Annotated in this window: 20 protein-coding genes; 5 read left to right on the top strand and 15 right to left on the bottom strand. The window is 69.9% G+C overall.

Annotation, left to right across the window (positions count from 1 at the left end; translation table 11 throughout):
* Positions 1 to 13 precede the first annotated feature (13 nt).
* On the bottom strand, positions 14 to 580 hold the full coding sequence (locus tag KK617_RS10040) for a recombinase family protein (RefSeq protein WP_277499855.1): 567 nt from the start codon (positions 578 to 580) through the stop codon (positions 14 to 16).
* Between the two features lie 183 nt (positions 581 to 763).
* Here KK617_RS10040 and KK617_RS10035 point away from each other — a divergent pair, with 183 nt between their 5' ends.
* Both KK617_RS10035 and KK617_RS10030 read left to right on the top strand, forming a co-directional pair.
* Entirely contained in the window at positions 764 to 889 is a 126-nt protein-coding gene (locus tag KK617_RS10035) for a hypothetical protein (RefSeq protein WP_277499854.1), read from the top strand.
* Positions 890 to 1,678: 789 nt separating this feature from the next.
* Positions 1,679 to 1,849, top strand: coding sequence for a hypothetical protein (locus KK617_RS10030; RefSeq protein WP_277499853.1), 171 nt, complete (start codon positions 1,679 to 1,681; stop codon positions 1,847 to 1,849).
* Positions 1,850 to 2,056: 207 nt separating this feature from the next.
* Here the strand turns inward: KK617_RS10030 and KK617_RS10025 are convergent, their stop codons facing one another.
* Positions 2,057 to 2,680, bottom strand: a complete 624-nt coding sequence (locus KK617_RS10025; RefSeq protein WP_277499852.1) for a hypothetical protein — start codon at positions 2,678 to 2,680, stop codon at positions 2,057 to 2,059.
* Positions 2,681 to 2,991: 311 nt separating this feature from the next.
* On the opposite strand from KK617_RS10025, the gene KK617_RS10020 reads away from it, so the two are divergent.
* Positions 2,992 to 3,765: a hypothetical protein gene (locus KK617_RS10020; RefSeq protein WP_277499851.1), complete on the top strand. Its 774-nt coding sequence runs from the start codon at positions 2,992 to 2,994 to the stop codon at positions 3,763 to 3,765.
* A 215-nt stretch (positions 3,766 to 3,980) separates the two neighbouring features.
* On the opposite strand, the gene KK617_RS10015 is transcribed toward KK617_RS10020, so the two are convergent.
* The 13 genes from KK617_RS10015 to KK617_RS09955 form a co-directional block, all read right to left on the bottom strand.
* Entirely contained in the window at positions 3,981 to 4,370 is a 390-nt protein-coding gene (locus tag KK617_RS10015) for a hypothetical protein (protein WP_277499849.1), read from the bottom strand.
* Positions 4,371 to 4,531: 161 nt separating this feature from the next.
* Positions 4,532 to 5,170, bottom strand: a complete 639-nt coding sequence (locus tag KK617_RS10010; RefSeq protein ID WP_277499848.1) for a hypothetical protein — start codon at positions 5,168 to 5,170, stop codon at positions 4,532 to 4,534.
* Positions 5,171 to 5,429: 259 nt separating this feature from the next.
* Entirely contained in the window at positions 5,430 to 5,615 is a 186-nt protein-coding gene (locus KK617_RS10005; RefSeq protein ID WP_277499847.1) for a hypothetical protein, read from the bottom strand.
* 135 nt (positions 5,616 to 5,750) lie between these two features.
* Complete coding sequence (locus KK617_RS10000; protein ID WP_277499846.1) at positions 5,751 to 6,872, bottom strand: M23 family metallopeptidase; 1,122 nt, start codon at positions 6,870 to 6,872, stop codon at positions 5,751 to 5,753.
* A gap of 6 nt (positions 6,873 to 6,878) precedes the next feature.
* Complete coding sequence (locus tag KK617_RS09995) at positions 6,879 to 7,523, bottom strand: hypothetical protein (RefSeq protein WP_277499845.1); 645 nt, start codon at positions 7,521 to 7,523, stop codon at positions 6,879 to 6,881.
* Positions 7,524 to 7,556: 33 nt separating this feature from the next.
* Positions 7,557 to 8,108, bottom strand: coding sequence for a hypothetical protein (locus KK617_RS09990; protein WP_277499843.1), 552 nt, complete (start codon positions 8,106 to 8,108; stop codon positions 7,557 to 7,559).
* Positions 8,105 to 9,979: a type IV secretory system conjugative DNA transfer family protein gene (locus tag KK617_RS09985; protein WP_277499842.1), complete on the bottom strand. Its 1,875-nt coding sequence runs from the start codon at positions 9,977 to 9,979 to the stop codon at positions 8,105 to 8,107. Before KK617_RS09985 ends, KK617_RS09990 begins: the two co-directional genes overlap by 4 nt.
* Positions 9,976 to 11,406: a hypothetical protein gene (locus KK617_RS09980; protein WP_277499841.1), complete on the bottom strand. Its 1,431-nt coding sequence runs from the start codon at positions 11,404 to 11,406 to the stop codon at positions 9,976 to 9,978. Before KK617_RS09980 ends, KK617_RS09985 begins: the two co-directional genes overlap by 4 nt.
* A 242-nt stretch (positions 11,407 to 11,648) precedes the next feature.
* Positions 11,649 to 13,295, bottom strand: a complete 1,647-nt coding sequence (locus KK617_RS09975) for a hypothetical protein (RefSeq protein WP_277499840.1) — start codon at positions 13,293 to 13,295, stop codon at positions 11,649 to 11,651.
* Positions 13,292 to 15,073 carry a hypothetical protein gene (locus tag KK617_RS09970; protein WP_277499839.1) on the bottom strand — a complete coding sequence of 594 codons (1,782 nt, stop codon included), beginning with the start codon at positions 15,071 to 15,073 and terminating at the stop codon, positions 13,292 to 13,294. The genes KK617_RS09975 and KK617_RS09970 overlap by 4 nt, the downstream gene beginning before the upstream one ends.
* Complete coding sequence (locus tag KK617_RS09965) at positions 15,073 to 15,813, bottom strand: hypothetical protein (RefSeq protein ID WP_277499838.1); 741 nt, start codon at positions 15,811 to 15,813, stop codon at positions 15,073 to 15,075. Before KK617_RS09965 ends, KK617_RS09970 begins: the two co-directional genes overlap by 1 nt.
* 45 nt (positions 15,814 to 15,858) lie before the next feature.
* Positions 15,859 to 16,140 carry a hypothetical protein gene (locus tag KK617_RS09960; RefSeq protein ID WP_277499837.1) on the bottom strand — a complete coding sequence of 94 codons (282 nt, stop codon included), beginning with the start codon at positions 16,138 to 16,140 and terminating at the stop codon, positions 15,859 to 15,861.
* A gap of 2 nt (positions 16,141 to 16,142) precedes the next feature.
* Complete coding sequence (locus tag KK617_RS09955) at positions 16,143 to 17,315, bottom strand: hypothetical protein (protein ID WP_277499835.1); 1,173 nt, start codon at positions 17,313 to 17,315, stop codon at positions 16,143 to 16,145.
* Between the two features lie 516 nt (positions 17,316 to 17,831).
* Here KK617_RS09955 and KK617_RS09950 point away from each other — a divergent pair.
* Together KK617_RS09950 and KK617_RS09945 are read left to right on the top strand one after the other, a co-directional pair.
* On the top strand, positions 17,832 to 18,149 hold the full coding sequence (locus tag KK617_RS09950; protein ID WP_277499834.1) for a helix-turn-helix domain-containing protein: 318 nt from the start codon (positions 17,832 to 17,834) through the stop codon (positions 18,147 to 18,149).
* Between the two features lie 352 nt (positions 18,150 to 18,501).
* Entirely contained in the window at positions 18,502 to 18,717 is a 216-nt protein-coding gene (locus KK617_RS09945; protein WP_277499833.1) for a hypothetical protein, read from the top strand.
* Positions 18,718 to 19,086: the final 369 nt, after the last annotated feature.

Below are 19,086 nucleotides of genomic sequence, written 5' to 3'. Positions count from 1 at the left end.
GAACGTAGGCGCTTCATGCCCTCACTCGCTCGAGCGCGCGGTAGACCGTCGAACGTCCGACGCCGAACAAGCCAGCGATCTCGGCGACGGTGTGCTCACCGGACTCGTGCAGCTTGACCAGGTGCTTTTCCTGCGCGGGGGTGAGCTTGGGCTGGCGGCCCTTCAGGCGCCCCTTCTGGCCGGCTATCGCCATGCCCGCACGGGTCCGGGCGGCCGCGAGATCGGCCTCGAACTCCGCGACCATCGCCAGCACGTTGAACAGCAGCCTGCCCACCGGGTCGGCGGGGTCATGGATCGACCCGCCGAGCGAGAGTCGGACGTTCTGCCGGGTGAGCTCGCTGGCGATGTCGCGGGCATCCGGGATCGACCTGGCCAGCCGGTCGAGCTTGGTCACCACCAGGGTGTCGCCGGCCCGGCAGGCCGCGAGTGCCGCGACGAGCCCGGGTCGCTCTCGGTTGCGGCCGGTGAGGCCGTGATCGACGTAGATCCGGGCCTCGTCGACGCCGAGGCCCTGGAGGGCGTCGCGTTGGGCGGTGAGGTCTTGGCCGCTGGTGGAGACCCGCGCGTATCCGATGAGCACGGGATCGACACTATTCCGTATAGGCCCCGCTCATCGGGATGCTCTCCGGACGGGTCATACGGGACGGCCGATGTGGCTCAAGCGCGCGACGTCGCTGCCTCGGCGGGAGTATCCCGGTAGGGGATCCCTCAATGGGGCACGGTACGGTGCTGAAAGTCGACGCATGCAGGATCGAGCCTGCGCGTGGCCGCCCTGTCCCTCGCCGGCGCCAGCGACGCCGGCGAGCATGTAGAGCTCGGCACGCTGGTGATCAACACCCTGGCGCTCGTCGGGGCCCTCAGCGCCCTACCGGCCAACCAGTGCTTGTGAACTGTGAACCAAGCGGCCCCGATCGTGACAGACTCCTGCGGTGCGGGATTGCCGGAAGGCCTACTACGGGGACCAAGCAGTCGCGCGTCTTGCTCTTCAACGAATCCTCGCCAAGCCGAGTTCGGACGACAAGCCAGGCCGCCAACCGGTTCGTGTCTATCCCTGCGACGTGTGCGACGGATGGCACCTCACCGCCAAGCCAAACAAGGGCCCAATGCCACCTTGGGACGTAGACCCAAATTGGGTGCGACCTGCAGGCACCTCACACTTGCAGCACCGAGCAGAGCGGGCGGCCGGCGCAAAGAGCCGGCACGAGTGGCGGACTACCTGATAGACGGACGCGGGGTGGTGGTCAGTCAGCGACTCTCCGGATGGCCCCGCTGTGCCGTCGCTGTGCGAGCCCACCCGCCACGTCTCGCACTGTAGGTTCGACTCACGTTGCGGGCCGGAGCCGCTGCCGTCCTACCGCCTGCGATATCGCGGCCGACCATGATCACAACGGGCACTGGTTGGGTGGTTGTCTGCGGGACAGTTGGGTGCCACACCAATCGAGATTGGCGGACGCCTGCACATCACGAGCTGGGTGGTCATGTGCCTCGGCGAGAGCCCTGTGGCACAGCTATTTGCCCCACCGCTTGTCGAAGATTGGCCTACCCTCGTTGCTGGACCCCCCGAACTTCTCGAGGATCAATGTTTAGCAGTCGCGTAACGGCAGTCGTCTTGACAGCGTGCATGCTCGCGTTAACCGCCTGTGGAGGGGAAGAGCCCGCAGGCCCCGACGTCGTTGGCATGAACCTGGTGGACGCCCGAGCCACACTTAAGGACGAGGCGATCGAGGTCACGATCGGCGAGACCGACGTTGCGTTCGGCGTGCTCGTCGAAGCCAACTTCGTCGTATGTGAGGTGCACGCCGTGAACGACAGGATGGTCAGGGTCGACGTGGCAAAACGAGGTTGCTAACGCCAGGCCGTGCGTCGTCAGCCCGAACAGTGGTCATCCAGACCACGGCGTCAACGGGTCTAACGCTCGCCGTTGGCGGGACGTCGCCTCAGCAAGCTAGAGGTGGAGCGCCACAATGTCGCGGGACCCTCAGCTGGTCCGTTCGGGACGCGCCCGAAATGTCTCTGGCTCTCCCCCGCAGAGGGGAGAGCCAGAGAAAGGTTGTACTCAGACGATCGTGCAGTTCTCGAGCTCGACGCCGAGGTCCCCGCCGTCCTCAAAATCGGCGACCACAGTGATGGGGTCGCCCGCGTTCAGAGACGCCACGTCGCCAGAAGACTGGTCGTCGCAGTTCACGGTCAGGAACTCGTAGTCGCTTCCGCTGCCGATGTTGACGATGTACTCGTCGGCGTCGAGCAGTTCGGTGTCAACCGTGGAGACGACGCCAGTGATCCTCAGCGTCTTGCCGCTGTACTTGCCGTCGGCAGCGGCCTCGTTGTTCTCGAAATCGGCCAGCATGACCGCGGCCTCGACCGGAACCGCCTCGGGCTCCGGCTCGGGCTCCGGCTCGGGCTCCGGCTCGGGCTCCGGCGAGGTGGTCTCAGACGTCTCGGGGCTAGGAGTGTTGTTGTCGCTGTCCTGGGAGGTGGAGTCGTCAGCCTCGTCAGAGCTGGTGTCCTCGGTGGCGCCGCCGCCGGCCGCACCGCCGATGATCGCGATGAGCAGCACGCCAGCCACCCACCACCGCTTCTTCTTGTACCAAGGACGGGAGGCTTTCGCGTACGCCTTGTCCGCCTTGGCCCGGGCCTTGGGATCCCTCGGGTCGGGACCGTTCTCTACGTTGTTCGCCATACCCCGAACCTTATGAGACCGCGAGATGCTCCGGGCACGTTCTGGGTCAGACCACCTAGATGGGCGATGGCGTCCGGCCCGCAGTAGTGCAGATCGGCCTGAGCAGCGGTCTACCAGGGAGGAGGAAGCAGCACAGTCCAGGCCGGACTCCTGCGCTTGACATAAGGCAACTATTGGCGCATCTGCCGAGGCGGGAGAAGGGGGCCATTGCGGCCGGAACGTAGGACGACTCGGCCTGGATCGGTCACGCTATCTGAATGCGCTCACGCCGACTCCACGTCCAGTCTCGCAGCCGGTCGATTGCGACCGCGGTGACCGGCGTCGCTCTGGGCCTCGCCGTCGTCGTGGAAGGTTGCTCCCCGCCGACAGACAACTCCGAAACCGCGCACACGGACGACCCGGAGACCCGCCCCGCCGAGCCCTCGTCGACCCCGCCCAACGCATCGTCTCCTGCAACTACCAGCCCCACGCCGGGCGCAGCGCTCAGCTCTGAAGCCTCCCCGACGAGTCCTGCTTCCGAGACGCCCTCTGCGCAGAGCCGGTTCGAGTACTTCGCGGGCACGATGCAAACGCGCATCGCGTCCTCGTTCCTTCCCCCGCTCCCAGCGCATCTCGGCGCCCGCGCCCAGGTACGAGGCCCGTGGGAGGCGGACCTCGTCGTACCCATCGGACTGGCCGAGTCCCACACCGAGTGTGCGCAGTACACCGGTGACTCACGCGGCTACCGGCTGTGGCACTTCCGCGCCACGTCCGGAGAGATCGAGGCGAAGCGCGCGGGCGTCGATGGTGAGCAGGTGTACGTCGGTGTATCCGTCAGCAGCCAGGACGACGGCCGCGGCCCCATCGTCGAGGTCGAGTTTTCGTCCACAGACGACGGCGACCTGTTCGAGGGTCACGGCAGCAATGCTCATGACACCCGCCCGCCGGTCGACGGGATCGCCAAGGAACTCAAGTGGGGGTGGTCGGAAGACCAGTCGGAGATCTGGTTCAGCGCACAGGTCATCGTCCAGCCCGTCTGGGCTCTCGACAGGCACGCTGAGATCGCTGAGTCCACCATCTCTGGCGCCATCCGCTGCCCCGGCTGACCGGGCCGGTGACATTCACCCCGACCCCCGCCGGTCGGCGTAAGACGTCCAGGTGAAGCCCGGTCGACGGGTCACGTCACGCCGGACCTTACCCACCTGTCAGCTTGAACGCGTCAAGGTCAAGCTGCCCCCTGGTTCCGACCCGCGCCCGCCGACCGCTCGGTGCCCAGCCGGCTCGGCCGTGCGCGGTGGACGCGAAGCCATTCAGTCCACAGTTAGTCGGGGGTGTCGCCCGGCTGGACCCTTTCTGCACTCGGCGCCGGAACCTGGCCAGAGCCACCCGGAACACCTGGCCCGCGCCATCGGCTCGGGCTGCCGAACCTGTCTAGGCGCACGTCACCGAGGGGGACGGCGACCCAGGTGTCACCGGAATGGTCGCGCAGAACGCGTCGGCCCGATGACTCGGCAATCACCTCCATCATCGTCGGCCATCCCTCGATGACAGGAATGACCCCGTACAGGAGGGTGGAAGCGTTCACTAAGTCGCCTTCACGCGTCAGGGCGTCGGCGAGCAGGCGAATCTGTTCGATGCGTTCCTCGGGCCAACGACACGCGTCGGCGCGCATCTTCGGTACGCCCTGGTCGTCGTTCTCAATGTCGGTCACGCCTGTCCCCTCGATAGTTCACACCGGTCGTGCGTCACGTCGAATGGATTTCAGCGTCGGCGACTTCCCAAGGCAGCCCCACCCCCCCGGTCCGCAGCGGTCGCGTCGGGGGAACGCGGACACCGGCTACCGGGGGGCAGCTCGACGAGTCGGGCGCCGCCTCACCGCTGGATCTGCAGGGTTACCTCGGCGCTGCCGCATGCGCGGCAACCCATTGCTTGGTAGAGCGTAATGAGTTCATTGTCCCGCGCTGCGCGATGTGAATGCGCCGCTTGAGTTTTGCTGCCACCGAGCGGGGTCATGGAGCCGCCAATGCCCTGGGCAGCCGTGCCGAAATCAATCATGCGATTGGAAAGACCCTGCGAGCGGGCAATGGTGTTCGCAAGTGCAGGGTCCTGGTCTACTCGCGTAGCCTTGCACCGCTGACAACGTACGATCACAGGACTTTTGGTGTATCGAAGGATTCCTCGCCATTTGGTGACGGAAACCTCGTCGTATGGCGGTTCAACCTTCGCAGGCGGCTTGGGGAGATTCAAAGCGATGCGTTTCTGCTCCTCTGCGTTTGCGGAAGCAAGGCCGCCGCCAAACAGCAGGAAGACGCCTAGAAAGACAAAGCCGAAGAAAGCACCGTTGTCTGTGTTGAAGGCTAGGACGAAACCGGCAATCGTGCTAACGAGTCCGACGAGAGCCGCCAGACACCCCCAGTTTGCGACACGATCGTGATGGGCCGCGGTTCGGCCCACTCCAGCTCGCGCTGGGAGAGGCGGCAGCGGTCGGGCGCCGTGATCTTCCTCGTTCACGCTGGGAGCATACGGGGAGAAATGTTCAGCATGTCAGCCTCTCTTTGAGAGCTTGGGAGCGGGCGCATCGCGGTCCTGGTCCTGGTCCTGGTTCTGCCGTGCTACTTGGGTCCTGGCCACGTGTGTTCGGGCGAACTCGGCTGGCTCAGGAGCGTGGCTTCGGCCTTCGTCGAATTCGTCATCCGTGAGAGCGCCCTCAGCGCGCAAGTCGGACAGGGCTGAAGCTGCCCAGCAAGGTCCTGAGCAGCGGCCTGTCCGCTCACGCCAGCGGCGAGGACGCCACCGTGACGTGGTCGCGGGTCCACGACATCGTGGCGATCACGGGGCCGGGATCCTGCATGAACGAGGAGACCCGGTCGCGCTCGAGCGTTGGCTCGCTGATGGAGGTCGGCCGGGTGACGGCGGTCGGAGCGCGTGAGACCTCGTGGTCGGACCGGCGCCGCATCGACGCGGCCCATCTCGACGCGTACGTACCGCCCGGCTGGCTGACGGCCGTTCGGCCTGGCTCTCTCTCCGGTAGGTGATGACAGCACGGGGGCGCCGATATGGCGCCCCCGTTGCTCGTTCAAGGTGTAAAAGGTCATGGGGTGAGGGTGCGGCCGGCGTTGTTGCGCAGCCAGGTCGAGGGGTTGATGTTGTCGGCGTAGATGGAGCCGTTGGTGGGGTGGACCTCGAAGTGGAGGTGGCAGCCGGTGCTGTTGCCGAGGGAGCCGACGTAGCCGACGATCTGCCCGGATCGGACCTGGTCGCCGTCGGCGACGTTGGCGGCGGCCATGTGGGAGTACCAGGTGGTGAGGGAGTCGGGTCCGGTCTCGATCTTGATGAAGTTCGGGCCGGCCCAGCCGCTCTGTGAGGGGTCGGTGCGCACGACGCCGGCGTGGGCGGCGTAGACCGGCTCACCGCAGGGCAGGGAGAAGTCGGTGCCGGTGTGGGCGCGGGCCCAGTTGCCGCCGGAGTTGCCCCAGTTCTGTCGATCGATCGAGACCCCGTTGGCGACCGGGTAGGTCACCTGCCCGGGTGCGACGTTGAGCCCGGAGCAGGGCTGGCCGGCCTCGAGGACCTCGACGCCGGCGTCGGTCATCTGGGTGATGAGGTCGACCGCGTCGTCCCACAGCGGGGCGTAGTGGAAGGGGTCGGCGTTGCGTTGTGTCTTGTGCGCGGCGAGCGTGGGTTCCATGGTCTCCCAGTCCTCGACGCGCAGCAGGGCCTCGTAGAAGTTGATCGAGGACATGCGGGGGTCCATCCGCTCCTCGTAGCTGCCCCAGGCGCCGTTGGCGCGCTGCTGGAACAGCCCGCGGGAGTCCGGGCCGGCGTTGTCGCCGTAGTCGATGACCTTCAGGCTGGACTCGCCCATCGCGGTCATCACCGCGATGGCCTGGGCACGCGCCGGTACGGGGATCTCCTCACCGGCGGCGATGATCGCCGCGGCGTTGGCGACCTGCTCGGGGTCCCATCGCCCGATCCCGCCGGCCGGGACGTTGCTGACGCTCACTGCGGAGTCGGCCGCACCGACCCCGCACGCGTTCGAGGCCGTGGAGAAGTCGGGGCGGCTGATGCCGACGATGAGGACCACGAAGAACCCGGCGACGCCGAGCGCGAGGATCGTGCCGCCCGCGAGCGCCCACTTGAACAGGCCTCCGGTCGCCTTGCTCTTGGCTGCGGTCTTCGCGGCCGCCGCGACAGCGGCCAGGGGTGCAGGCACGGGCCGCTACTCCCTCGGGCTGCCGGGGAAGTAGAACCGGTCCACGGCCCACCCGTCACCAACCCACACCATCTGCACGCCGAAGACGCCCTGGCTGGTCGTCACGTCGACGACCGTCTGCCCGGACTCGTCCGGCGGCGCCAGCCGCGCCGGCCCGGCGACCTGCAGCGCCGGGATCACGGTCGGATCGGTGGCCTCGTACGCGGCCACGCCGCGCTCGCTCAGGTACGGCGAGAATCCGGCCCACCACTGGCTGTGCGGGAGGTCGGGTCGAGCCCACGCGGCCAGGGCCGCCCGGGCGGGCTCGACAGCGGCCTGCGGGTCCGCCGCGGCGGGCAGGACGCCGTCCAGAGCTGGCGCTTCCTCACCCGCGTCACCGGTGCCGCCAGCGGGCCCGCTGGCCGTGTCTGAGGGGCGCCACGACGTGCCCACCGAGCGCGAGTCCGACGCGGTCGTGGCGGGTGATTCCGCGGAATCACCCGCCTGGTCCTGCGCCCCGCACCCGCCGAAGACGAGCACAGGGAACAGCACCACCGCGGCGGTAGCACCCCCACGAGACGCGCGGAACGCCAGCGAGCGGCGCGTCGTGCTCTGCTCGGTGCGCCGGTTGATGAGTCGGCTGGTGAGTGGTTCCCGAGACCACCAGTTCATGTCGACGTTCCCCCTAGAAGTCGTGCGGTCGGTTCAGGTGGACAGGTGAGAGCGGTCGGTCGCCCGGGCCGGGGGCTGGTCTTGGTGGCCGTCTTTGCAGTAGCGCGTGGACCACCACGCGAACCGCTCGACGAGCGGCACGAGGGTCCGGTCGATCCACGTGCTCAGCTCGTCGGCCTCGACGGCGCGCTCCCATGCGCCGCGGGCGGCGGCGAGGTCCTCGACCGCGCCGGGGTGCTGGGGCCAGCACGGGACCAGGGCCGGGGTGATGCCGGGCAGGAGCACGGTGACTAGGTGGTCGACCCAGTCGGCCAGGTCGCTCCAGTCCTGGCCGTCGGCATGGTCCGACCACCAGCCAGCGACAGCGTCACCGTCGTCACCGTCCACCCCGTTGTCGTCGACGGCGCGGCCGGAGGCCCGCGCCGCGCCCGTGGTGGCGCCGCCGTTCTCCAGCACCGTGGCGAGGCGGGACACGCTGCCCTCAAGCACACCGTTGGCCGCCATCAGGTCCGCGGTGGCCTGGTGCAACTGCTCGACGTCTTCCTCAAGGGCGTCGAGGCGGTCGCCGGCGGGGACCTCGCTCATGCGGGCCTGCTCTTCTGCTGGCCGGTGCGTTGGCGGTCCTTCTCCTGGTGGTGGTGCTGCTGGCGACGCCGTGCTGTCGCGGCCGCGTCGGCCTTGACCTGCGCGGCGTCGTCGCGCTCGTACCAGGGCGTCATCTCGACGATCGCCGGCGCTGCGTTGCGCCAGACCAGCAGCGCGGTGCCGTCGCGCAGTCGGCGGATCTCGTCGGCGCGCAGCGCCTGGCGCTCCTGCTCGGAGTACGAGCCGCCTGAGCCGGTCTGGCCCGCGCTGAACGTGCTGGTGAACGAGGCGACGTCGACGCGGCCGACGAGGGATTCGTAGCGGTTGAGGCCGTCGACGTCCTTCAAGCCGGGGAGCACGAGCTCGACGGCCATGTTCTCCAGCAGCGCCGGGCCACGATCGGGGCCCCAGCGCATCCGCAGCTGCCGCAGCGACTGGAAGGCCAGGATCATCTGCACGCCGAGCTTGCGGACCTCCGAGGACATCTCGGGGGCCTTCTCGATCGGTGCGACGTTGGCGAACTCGTCGCCCACGATCCGCATCGGCGGGTCGAGCTTGCCGTGCTCGGCGAGCGGTGCGTACTCCTTGACCGCGTCGACGACCTCCTGGAAGAGCATGGTGCACAGCGGGCCGACGTTGGTCGAGGAGGAGTCGTCAGAGATCAGCACCAGAGTGTCGGTGGAGGTCACGAAGGCGGCGGGGTCGAACACCGGGACGCCCGGGGCGGGCGTCACCCAGCGGCTGACCTCGCGCAGCGTCAGCGGGTCGACCGCCTGCTGCAGGGTCTGGCGCGACGAGGCGACCGTCTCGTCGGCGCCGCTGGAGACGCTGTCGAGGGCTGAGGCCCAGCCCCGCTCGACACGCTCGTCGTCGCTGCCACGGATGATCTCGGAGGCGATCCGGGCCTGGGTGTCGAGGTTGACCGCCCACGTGAGGACGTCGCTCATCTCGCGGCCGCCCAGCGCTGCGGCGTGCAGCATCGCCTTCAGCGCGATCGCGGCGTTGGCCTTGAAGAAGCCCGCGTTCGTCGAGGCGCTCCCATCGGCGCCGATGCCGGCAGCGAACGCTTGGGCGCGCTCGAGTGCCTTGCGGCCGTCCTCGCACCCGGCGACGGGGTCCCACGTCATCGGCTCGGGCCAGTGCGTGCGGTTGAGCGGGTCGAAGACCCACACCCGCCCACGCGCGGCGCGGCTGGTGGCGATGAGGTCGAGCAGCCCGACCTCGTTCGCGGTCACGACCAGCGCCCCGGGCGCGGTCATGGCGGCGCGGACCATCAGCCGCGACGTCTTCCCGCCGCCGGTCGGGGCGATCACGGCCACGTGGTCACCGAACCCGACCAACGCCCGCGCACCGGTGCGGACGTCACGGCCCAGCTCGAGCGCCAGGTCGGCCACGTCCGTGCGGCGCCGCTGCCCGGCGTCGAGGGTCGGGCGGGTGAAGGCCGCGTCGCTGCGCGCCTTGCGCTCGCCCAGGTCACGCTCGATCTCGTGGCGCTGCGCGAACCCGGCCCCGTCGCGACGCCGCCGCCACCGCGACGTCGCCCGCCACGCCCACACGAGCAGCACGAGCGCCAGCACCAGGTACGCGCCGAACGTCACGAGCGGCCACATCGGGCCGGGTGCCTCGCCCTCGAGGGTGCGGATGCCGGCGAGAGGCTGCGCCCTCACCAGCGCTCGCAGCGTCTCCAAGAAGTCGAGGTAGCCCCACCCCACGCCGGCCACCGTGGTGGCCACAGCCGCGTACCAGCAGCCCAGCACGACGGCCACGAACCCGCCGCAGGCGAGCCCCAGCCGGGTGTTGACCTCCTCCGGGGTCAGCGGTCGCCGGGTCGAGCGACCGACCGGTGCCCCGCGGCCCCCGCGGCCGCTCACGCGTCAGCCCCCGCGGCGTCCCCAGCGTCGGACCCGGCGTCTGCGTCAGGCAGGCCGGCCTGGCGGCTGGTCATCAGCATCGCGCCGTCGGTGTCGGTCAGCCGCTCCTCGAGGGTGGAGCGGACGTGGTCGACGTGAACGGGCTGGCGGTTGCCGATCTTGAGCAGGTGCGTGCCCTGCTCCAGCTGCGGAAGCATCTGGCGCGCGGACTCGTCGAGGTCGAAAACGCGCGCGCAGGCGGCGATGTCGTCGGCGCGGTCCTGTCGGTAGATGTGGACCGTCTCGGGCTCCTTCACCAGCGACAGCGCCTTGGAACCCTCCGGGATCTGAGAGAGGTGGTGCAGCGCCGCGACGTTGCACAGCCCCAGGCCGCGGGCGAGCATCTGCCTGGCGTTCATGTGCTCAGCGATCGGGCCCGCAACCATGTCCCAGCCCTCCTCAGCGACGAAGTTCGTGGCCATCCCGCGCTCCTTGCGCAAGGTGCCGAGCGTCCAGGAGTGCGCCACCGCGAGCACCAGGCCCATCGCCGGACCGTCTTGGGGCAACTGGCTGATGTCGAACGTCGTCAGCCGCGAGTCCAGCGACACGTTCGACGACGTCGGGCCATCGAAGAGCCCCTGCAGCTGGTCGGCCAGCGTCGCCTCGAGAAGGTGGCGCATGCCCAGGCCCGCCTGGTGCATCCGCTCCCGCGCGGCCGGCGAGTAGTCCCGCCACGCCCCCACGCCGTCGATCACCCCGAGGAACCCGATCACGTCGGAGATCACCGGGTCGCGCCCCTCGGCCTCGGCCAGCCCCAGGGCGCGGCGGTGCGCGACGCGCAGCGCCGGCGCCTCCCAGCGGTGGTCGAGGGCCTCCCCGCCGTTGGCGCGCGTGGCCATGGCGAGCAGCAACTCGTACTGCCCGGCCGCGCCCAGCACCTCGCGGATGTGCGGGTCGAGCGGGTTCAGCCGCGTCCCGCCCTCACCCACGCGCATCTGGAACAGGCTGCCGCCGTAGGCGCGGGTGAGCGCGGAGTACTCCCCTTCACCGTCCTGGTCCTTGCGGTCCAGCACGATCGCGCGGCGCTGCTTCAGGGTGATCGCCCGCACCACGTACACGGTCTTGATGAGGCTCGACTTGCCCGAGCCGATCGCCCCGAGGACGACCACAGACGGGCTGGTGATCCGCTTGAGGCGGTACGCGGTGAACGGGTCGTGGGCCACCGGGCTGCCCGAGAGCAGGTCGCTGCCGATCGGGATGCCCTCCTCGTCGGTGGGCGACCCGATCAGTGCGGGGTTGAGGATCTCGCCCTGCCGGGTGGTCGACGGGGCGGGATCGACGAGCGGGGCGTACCAGCCCGTCCCCGCTCGCCGCCCCCGCCGGACCTGCGGCCCCTCAAGAGCGGGCGGGTCCAGCCGGCCCACGTTGCTGTCGTCCTCGGTGTCCACCTCGCTGCCGGGCGTCGGTGCACCCGTCGAGCGACGCAGCCGAGTCGGCCACAGCGTGCGCCGTCTCGGCTCGCCGCTGCGACCATCGCCGCGGGACACGGCGCCGTCCGCCGCGGCGCCGCGTCCCCCGCCCGCAGTCGCGGTCGTGGCCGCCCGGCTACGCGCACGGGTGGGTGATTCCGTGGAATCACCCACCGTCCGCGGCTGCGGGCGGCTCCCTGGCCGGGTGGGAAGGTCGGTGCTCACAGCGGCTGCTCCTGTCCCTTGTTGTCGCCCCCGAGCAGGCCGCGGAGGAACCCCCCGGCGCCGTTGGGTCGCATCCCGCGGGCCAGCGGCCACGTGCAGGCCTGCGCTGCAGCGTGCTGAGTGTCGAGCCACTGGAGGCTGTCGATGCCAGAGCGGCGGGCCGCCGACTCCATGTGCGCGCACGAGGCGCGCAGAGCGTCCACCGACTCGGCCGACACGGTGATGTGCATCGCCCAGCCCAGACCCTCGGTGCCGCGACCCGGCTCAAGGTCACGCAGACGGGCGTTCGACGCCTCGGCCGCCACCCCCAGGCGGCCGTCATCGAGCTTCCCGGCCTGCTGCCGCGAGATGTCGTCGGCCAAGTCGCTGGACAGGTCCTCACTGGCGCGCTTGCGGGCGACTTCCTGCGGGACTCCCTCGAGCTGGACCGAGATCGTGCGGACCACGTGCTCCTGCATCCGCACCAGCATCGGCAACATCCACAGCGCGTCCCTCGAGGCGGTGTCGATCGAGTCGATCGGCACCACCGCGGTGCGGTGCAGCCACGTCCGCTCACGGCCCTCGGGGTCGTTGTCGGTGACCGCGACGTACGTGCGCTGCATCCGGCTCGGCATCCACATGTCGAACGGGTTGACGTCGCCGGCCTGGTCGACGGGCCACGACGGGTGCTGCAGGTGGCGCAGCACCGCCGCGACCCGCGCCGCCGACAACGCTGAGCTGGGCCCCAGACCCGCGTCCGCCAGCTGGCGCCACACCAGATCGATCTGCTCGCGCATGAGCCACAGCCAGCCCTGCTGGTTCGGACCGTAGGACCGACCAGCCGCCAAAAAGTCCGGGGTCAGCGGCCAGCGCACCACCGCGTAGTGGCGCTGACGAAGCCCACCGGTGCCCAGCCGCGAGAGGACCTCGGCGTAGGACTCCAGCAGCTCGCGGGGGGCGTCGGGGTCGATCTCGTTCGCGGCCCACGCCTCGTACACCGCGGTGTCGACAGGGTGCAGGCGCGTGATGATCTGCAGCCGCCGCGCGAGGGCGGTGCCTGGCCCGAACTGCGCCTGCAGCCGGCCGAACGCGCGGGTGCGGGCGTTGAGGGTGTCGTTGCTCTGCAGTCCAGCGACCGCGCCGTCCAGCTCGAACACCACCGAGAGCCAGGCGTCCTCGCCGGTCGGGTAGTGCCACACGATGCCCGGCGCCCCCGGCCGTGCGTGCAGCCACGTCATCCCTTCCGCGCCGTCGGGGTTGTCCCGGTAGGCGTTGAACGTGCGGCGCTGTTCAGCGTCAGGCTTGCCCGCGCTGACCGCCTCCAAGACCCCGGCCGGGCGACGGATCACGGGGATGAACACGTCGGTCCCGCTACTGCACTGCTGACGCCAACGCCGCCAACTGCGGACCCGGTCGAGCCTGCTGCCCGTGCGCGAGCGCGCCGTCGCCGCAGCAGCGACAACCAGCAGCACCACGGTCAGCACCAGCCCCGTCGCACCGAGGTACATGGTCAGCACCAGGCCGATACCGCCCGCCCCGTAGAGCACCATCCGGCGCTCCCGGTTGACCCGCCCCGAGCCGAGCAGAGACCGGTGCCCGGCCTCGCCCCCCAGCCAACGACGGTCCAACTCGGCCGCCGGCCGCGTCCAGTCCGCCGCGCTCATCGCTGGCCGTCCTCACGGTTGCGAGGCGTCGGCAGCGGCGGAGCGCCCGGCGCTGCCGCCCTCCGAGCCGACCCGCCGTTCGCCGACGGCGCACCCGACGGTCGCGCCGCCGGAGCGGGCGCACTGTGGCGCCCCCCCGAACCGCTTAAACCGTTGGAGTTACCAGGGCTTCTCGAGCCCCCGGGGCCGGTCGAGACACCGACCAGACCCTGCTCGCCCTCACCTCGACCACCCTGGTCCGCGCCGCCGCTCTCGGGTCCCGGACCGCCCTGGGAGCCGGTACCTCCGCTCGACGAGCCGGGCTCCTTGCCCATGCTCCGAGTCCCCGACTCCGAGGACCCTCCACGGGACCCGCCGCCCTGACCGGTGTTGATCCCGCCCGGACCGGCGCTCGCGTCATCGCCGCGACCGGTTCCGCCTCCCGGGCCGTTGTCCGGGCCCGGCCCGCTTTGGTGCCCCGTGCTGCGCAGCGAGTTCTCTAAGGCCCGCCCGCCGCTCGGGTCGCCCTTGGTGCCGCCGAGCCCGCCGCCTCCACCGGACCGGCTTCCGCCTCCGCCACCCCTCAGCCGCCCGGAGGCCGATGCCAGCGAGCCCCCGAGGGCGCCCATCGCGGGCGCAAGATCGCGCATGCCGACGCCCTGGCCGCCGCTGTCCGAGGGTGTGAGCGGCGCGAACTTCATCAGCAGCGTCGGAGTCGCTGCGGCCATCCAGAGCGCCACAATGGCCACCAGGAGAGCCACCATGGTCGCCAGGCCATCCCCGTCATCGTCCGAGGTCCCGCCGATCTGGCCCTCCAGCAGCGCGCTCGAGGCCAGCCGGATCGCGCCGCCCAGCATCAAGAACAGCAGCGGCTGAGCCAGCAGGATGCCCGCCCACACGTGCACGACCTTCCAGCCCATCGCGGCGTGCTGAGGGTTCGTGACCCACGACCACACCAGCGGGAACGCGATCCCGGACAGGTACAGCGTCACGAGCATGATCGCCAACGTGAACATCACGAACAGCAGGCCCAGGGCCATCACTGAGAACAGGATCAGCGCCACGAAGTCCTTGCCTGGCATCTGGTCTGGGTCGGTCGACTGGATCAGCTCACCCAAGCCCGACGCCGACGCGCCGTCCGCGGTCCCGTCACCCAAGAAGATCTCGATGATCGAGCGCGTCAGCGCGCCCGTCACCTGCAACGCGAACACCCCGACAGCAGGTCCGAACAGCGCCCCGAGGAAGAACAGCGGCGTGCGCTCCCCGATCACGCCCGCCAGGCCGTCGGACCCCAGTTGTCCCCGGGCGGTCTGCGCGAACGCCCACAGCAACTGCATCAGCCACATCAAGATCGCCAGCGCGAACGTGACCATGTACGCGTCCGTCCACCACTCCAGCGACAAGTCGGGCTGCAGCGCCGACTGCATGGCCGGAAGCACCTCCGTGGCCAGGCTGTGCGCGCCGTCCTGAGCCGCCGACGCGAGGTAGTACAGCGGGTCCGACAAGAACTCCATCGTCTGCCCAACCGCGTCGCCGACCTCGCCGACCGTCTCCGCTACGTCAGCGCCACCGCCCGCCAAGTTGCCAGCCACCCCACCGACCGCGCCGGCGGCGTCATCGCAGAGGCCCCCCAGGCCGATGCCGCCGGCGATACCGCACACCCCGCTCCGGGGCTCGGCGGCCCGCTGAACAACCGCCTCTCCGGCGGCGCCCGGTGCGGCGCTCGCCGAGCCGGTCGCCGCCCAGGTCAAGAACAAGGTGGCAGTGAAGAGACTGAGGAATCGAGCGACGCCCCGCATCAGCAGACTCCTTCGTACGGGGTGCCCTCGGTGAACAGGTACTCCCTGTAGTCCTGCTGCTCGTCCTGACCGACGGGCAGGCCAGCTGCGTCCATCTCGCCGTCGGTGGGCCAGAAGTCGATCAACCACTTCCCCTGCTCGGCGACGAGCTCCACGAAGGCGACCGTTTCGCCCGGCTCCTCCAGACCGCTCTCGTCGACCAGGCGGATGGTTGTCGCAACGACGGCGCGATCGTCCTCAAGCACGACGACTTCGTAGCGCTGAGCGAGCGTGCTTGCTCGCACACGAGAGCCGTCCGCGACGGCACCCTCACTCGGGATGTTGGCAACGGCCGCCTGAATTTTTTCGAGCGCGTCCTCGGTGGCGATTCGGCCTCCGGTGCTTTCAACGTCGTCTGTAGGCCGGGGGTACTGGATCAGCCAACGCAGGAAGGTCGCGGTGAACGCGGCGGCGCCCTCGGCTGTGAGTGGCGCCTGTTCCTGGGCGGCGGTGACGGCCGTCGTGGGGTCCAGGCCGCCGAGGCACCCGTCTGCGGGCCCGGCGTCGTCGGAGACGGGCGCCTCTTCGGTGCTCTGCTCGGCCGCTGGCTCGGCCCCTCCCCCGCTCTGGGGCCGGGTGATCGCCCACACCGCCGTCGCGGTCGCAGCGATGAGCGCTACGACCAAGGCGACGATCAGCCAGCGAGCCTTGGAGGCCGGGGCGGTGGCGAAGGCTGGTGGGCCCTGGGTACGACGTGCCATGAGTTCTCCCGAGAGGGGTGGTGAGCCGGGGGTGATTCCGTGGAATCAGCCGACGACGAAGAGGATCGCGCCGACGATGGGCACGATGGCGGCGAGGCCGACGAGCGCGATTCCGGCTGTCTTGGCCTGTGCGCGGGCCTCGCTGACCTGCGTGGGGTGTCCGGTCGTCTGGGCGGTTGAGGACCGGGCGATGCCCATGACCAGGTAGAAGATGGCCACCAGGATGCAGAGCGCCCAGACGGCAAGAAAGAGCTTCTGCCACAGCTGGGTGAATTCGGCACCGAAGATCGAGAAGTCGGGCGCGAGTCCTTCGATGGGGTTTTCCATGGTCAGCCTCCGAGGTGGGTGGTGCGGTTGGTGGTCTCGCCGTTCTCGCTCGACGAGGGATTGATGATGAGCGGGTCGCCAGGGGCCGTGGAGAGCGCGTCGACCACCGCGGCGGCCACGGCGGTCCAGGCGTAGCGGGAGCGCTCGCTGAGGTCGCTCAGGGACAGCTCGCGGCTGTCGTCACGCAGCGCGGGGTCGAAAGGCACCTCGATAACGGGGTGCCCGAGCTGCTGCAGACGCGGGAGGAACTCCGCGCGCAGCGCCGGGTCCTCGGGCCCGCCGTCACGGGTCGCCACGATCACGACGCGCTGCTCGAGCGAGGACTGGCTGCGCCGCTCGTAGATCGCCTGCAGGGTGTTGTAGGCGCCTCGGATCGAGGCCAGCGAGCACGTCACGGGGATGACCACGGCGTCGGTGGAGCTCAGCGCGGCACCGAAGGCGTTCTCGCTGGTGGAGTTCGCGGTGTCGGTCACCGTGAGCGCGTAGTAGGTGTCCAGGAGCCGCCGCACCGCCACGATGTCGCCGGCCCGCAGCGGACCCCGCACGCTCGGGGAGCCGATCACTGTGGCGTGCGAGCTCTGTGGCGCTGTGAAGGCCGAGAGCTCGCCGATGCTCCGCACGTCGTGGATCACACGGACCAACTCGCCCAAGCCGAGGTCGGGGCACCCCTCGGCCCGCGCTGCGAGGTCGCCCGCCATCGGGGTGGCCTCGGTGACAGCGACCGACCCGCCGCGGATTGAGGCGAGGACACCGCCGAGCACGAGGCACGTGATGGTCTTGCCTGACGACTTGGTGTTTGCGATCAGCACGTTGCGTGACCGCGCCGAGGTCCACTGGCGCACCCGCATCTCGTGCGCCGCCAGCGCCGCGCGGTCGTCCGCGGTCGGGAACCGACGCCGCCGGAACATCGACGGTCGACGCGGCGCCGCCGGCACCCCGGTCGCCGCAATCGGCAGAGCCGCGACCTCGGGAAGCGACGGCTCGACCGGCGGCGATGCCAGTCTCAGCGGCCGGACGCTCGCAGGCGCTCCGTCCGTCGTGTCCTCGACGGGCCGGTGGCCCGGTGCCGGCAGACCCGCTGAGGGACTGTTCGGTTCACCGGCATTCTCGTGGTAGCTGCGGTATCGCTGCGCGCCGTCGAAAAGCGCGAAGGGATCTTCAGAACCTCTAGCCATTGCTGACTCTCTTCCCGAGTTGTTGCGAGTCGCTGCGTGCTGGACATGGCGCGGCCAGATGCGCTGACAGTGCCGGCGCAAGACGCAGAGTGGACCTGGGCCGGGGGCGGCCGCCGAGGTGGCGGCCGCGGTGGCTCAGGGCCTCAATGCCAGGCGGCTGGCGTCGTCGGCCAGCGGCTGACGGCGGGCGACGCGTCCATGCGGCCGCACCGCTCAGCGCCGCGGTGCCCACTACGGCGACGCGGTCGAGAACCGGGCCCGCCACCCGGACCACCGGTCGTGACGGCACCCGGACAGAGCCCGAGATCCTCATGCCCATCCTCCCCCGAGACGTTCGTATGGGCGGGCACACGCTAAACGACCCCAGGGACAGTTCGCCTCAACCGCGAGACGGATTTCTGATCGTGAACTGGGGACTGTCGACCGTGCGCCCAGTCGCTACGCTAGCAGAAGTGCACATTTAAGGGACTTAACTGCGGGGAGGGCGACGATGTCAACGTCGGGCAGAATGAGACCGTGCCCAAGGTCGTCGTCGTCACCGCCGCGGAGACGCCGGTGAACGTCGAGATCGCGACCCGGGTCTTCGGATCAGTCGTGAGGGCCCATCTCATCCGTCACTACCTCCAGCACCCCGGTCCGCAAGCGCACGCAGCGCAAGCGCTCGGTGTCACGCGGCGGGCGGCGTCGGTCAACACAAAGCTGCTCCACGACGCGGGAGTGCTAGTAGAGGAGCCCTCCCCCGCCGACGCGCGCCTGCTCATCTACCGCGTCGACGAACAGCGCGTAGCCGAGCTGCACGCAGCGCTGAAGGACTTCGTCACCGATCCCGCCTGAAGGCGGCGCCCCCGCAGGGCCGCCTGACCTCGGCGGCGGCGGGCGCCTTGGGTGTCGTCGACGCGTCGGGCAGCTGCCTCCGCGTCAGCAACTCGAGCCCACTCCTGGCCGTGACCTCGTCGTAGCCGGGGCGTAGGCGACACCCGGGCCCAGCGCGCCGCATCGCCGCCGCCCCGCCACGGTCACAGCGTCGTTGTCGCAGCGCGGCAGGTGGGAGGCCACACGCGGCACGCGACGCGCGCGCCGGCGCGTTGGGGAGCGCGTCGGTCACTCAGAAGTGTTTCAGAAATGGTGGCGGCGACACGCCGCACAAATGCGGCACCATTTCTGAAACGCCGATTGGATGGTGCTCATGGCAGGACGACGCAGCAAGGGCGATCGACACGCGTTCATGACACGTATCCCGCGCGCTGCCGCTGACCGCGTCCTGGAGGACGCGCAGCGACTGGGGATCTCCTACAGCGACTACATCGCCTACCTCGTTGCGAACGCGGTCGGTGTGGAGACGTCGCTGCCTGTGACTCCGAAGGAACGTCAGGAGGAGCTGCCTCTGCAGACCGCCTCATGAAATGACTCGAGGCCCGCCGCGTGAACGACGGGCCCCTTGAGCCACTCGGCCAGCCGAGGCACCACCCTCGCTGACCGCCACCGCACTAGACGGTGAATCTCAAACCAGAAAGCCCTTTGCCGGGGCTTTGTCATGTCTCCAAACGCTACGAAAGAGACATCAGGGATGCTAACAGCCCGTTTGCCGGGCGAGGCGCTTTTGCGACCCGCTTTTCCGCGTGTCGCAGATCCGGCTCGCGCGACCGTTGCGACCCGCGGCCCCCGCGAGACGGGGGGCGCGCCGCACGCGACCCCACGACCCGCCGGCACGAAGCGTCGCGACGACGCGCTGATCCCCATGCCCCCGAGACGGCCGCCAGCCCCGCGCACC

The organism is Nocardioides sp. ChNu-99, from assembly GCF_029493445.1.
Taxonomy (GTDB): Bacteria; Actinomycetota; Actinomycetes; order Propionibacteriales; family Nocardioidaceae; genus Nocardioides.
This window is presented reverse-complemented; position numbering and strand designations above follow the sequence as displayed.

What these genes read in the sequence shown, in the direction of transcription:
- KK617_RS10025 (WP_277499852.1), bottom strand. Translation starts at nt 2,680, where the DNA reads ATGGCGAACAACGTAGAGAACGGTCCCGACCCGAGGGATCCCAAGGCC.
- KK617_RS09975 (WP_277499840.1), bottom strand. Translation starts at nt 13,295, where the DNA reads ATGAGCGCGGCGGACTGGACGCGGCCGGCGGCCGAGTTGGACCGTCGT.
- KK617_RS09970 (WP_277499839.1), bottom strand. Translation starts at nt 15,073, where the DNA reads ATGCGGGGCGTCGCTCGATTCCTCAGTCTCTTCACTGCCACCTTGTTC.
- KK617_RS09955 (WP_277499835.1), bottom strand. Translation starts at nt 17,315, where the DNA reads ATGGCTAGAGGTTCTGAAGATCCCTTCGCGCTTTTCGACGGCGCGCAG.
- KK617_RS10030 (WP_277499853.1), top strand. Translation starts at nt 1,679, where the DNA reads ATGAACCTGGTGGACGCCCGAGCCACACTTAAGGACGAGGCGATCGAG.
- KK617_RS09945 (WP_277499833.1), top strand. Translation starts at nt 18,502, where the DNA reads ATGGCAGGACGACGCAGCAAGGGCGATCGACACGCGTTCATGACACGT.
- KK617_RS09965 (WP_277499838.1), bottom strand. Translation starts at nt 15,813, where the DNA reads ATGGCACGTCGTACCCAGGGCCCACCAGCCTTCGCCACCGCCCCGGCC.
- KK617_RS10005 (WP_277499847.1), bottom strand. Translation starts at nt 5,615, where the DNA reads ATGCGGCGCCGGTCCGACCACGAGGTCTCACGCGCTCCGACCGCCGTC.
- KK617_RS09995 (WP_277499845.1), bottom strand. Translation starts at nt 7,523, where the DNA reads ATGAACTGGTGGTCTCGGGAACCACTCACCAGCCGACTCATCAACCGG.
- KK617_RS09990 (WP_277499843.1), bottom strand. Translation starts at nt 8,108, where the DNA reads ATGAGCGAGGTCCCCGCCGGCGACCGCCTCGACGCCCTTGAGGAAGAC.
- KK617_RS09960 (WP_277499837.1), bottom strand. Translation starts at nt 16,140, where the DNA reads ATGGAAAACCCCATCGAAGGACTCGCGCCCGACTTCTCGATCTTCGGT.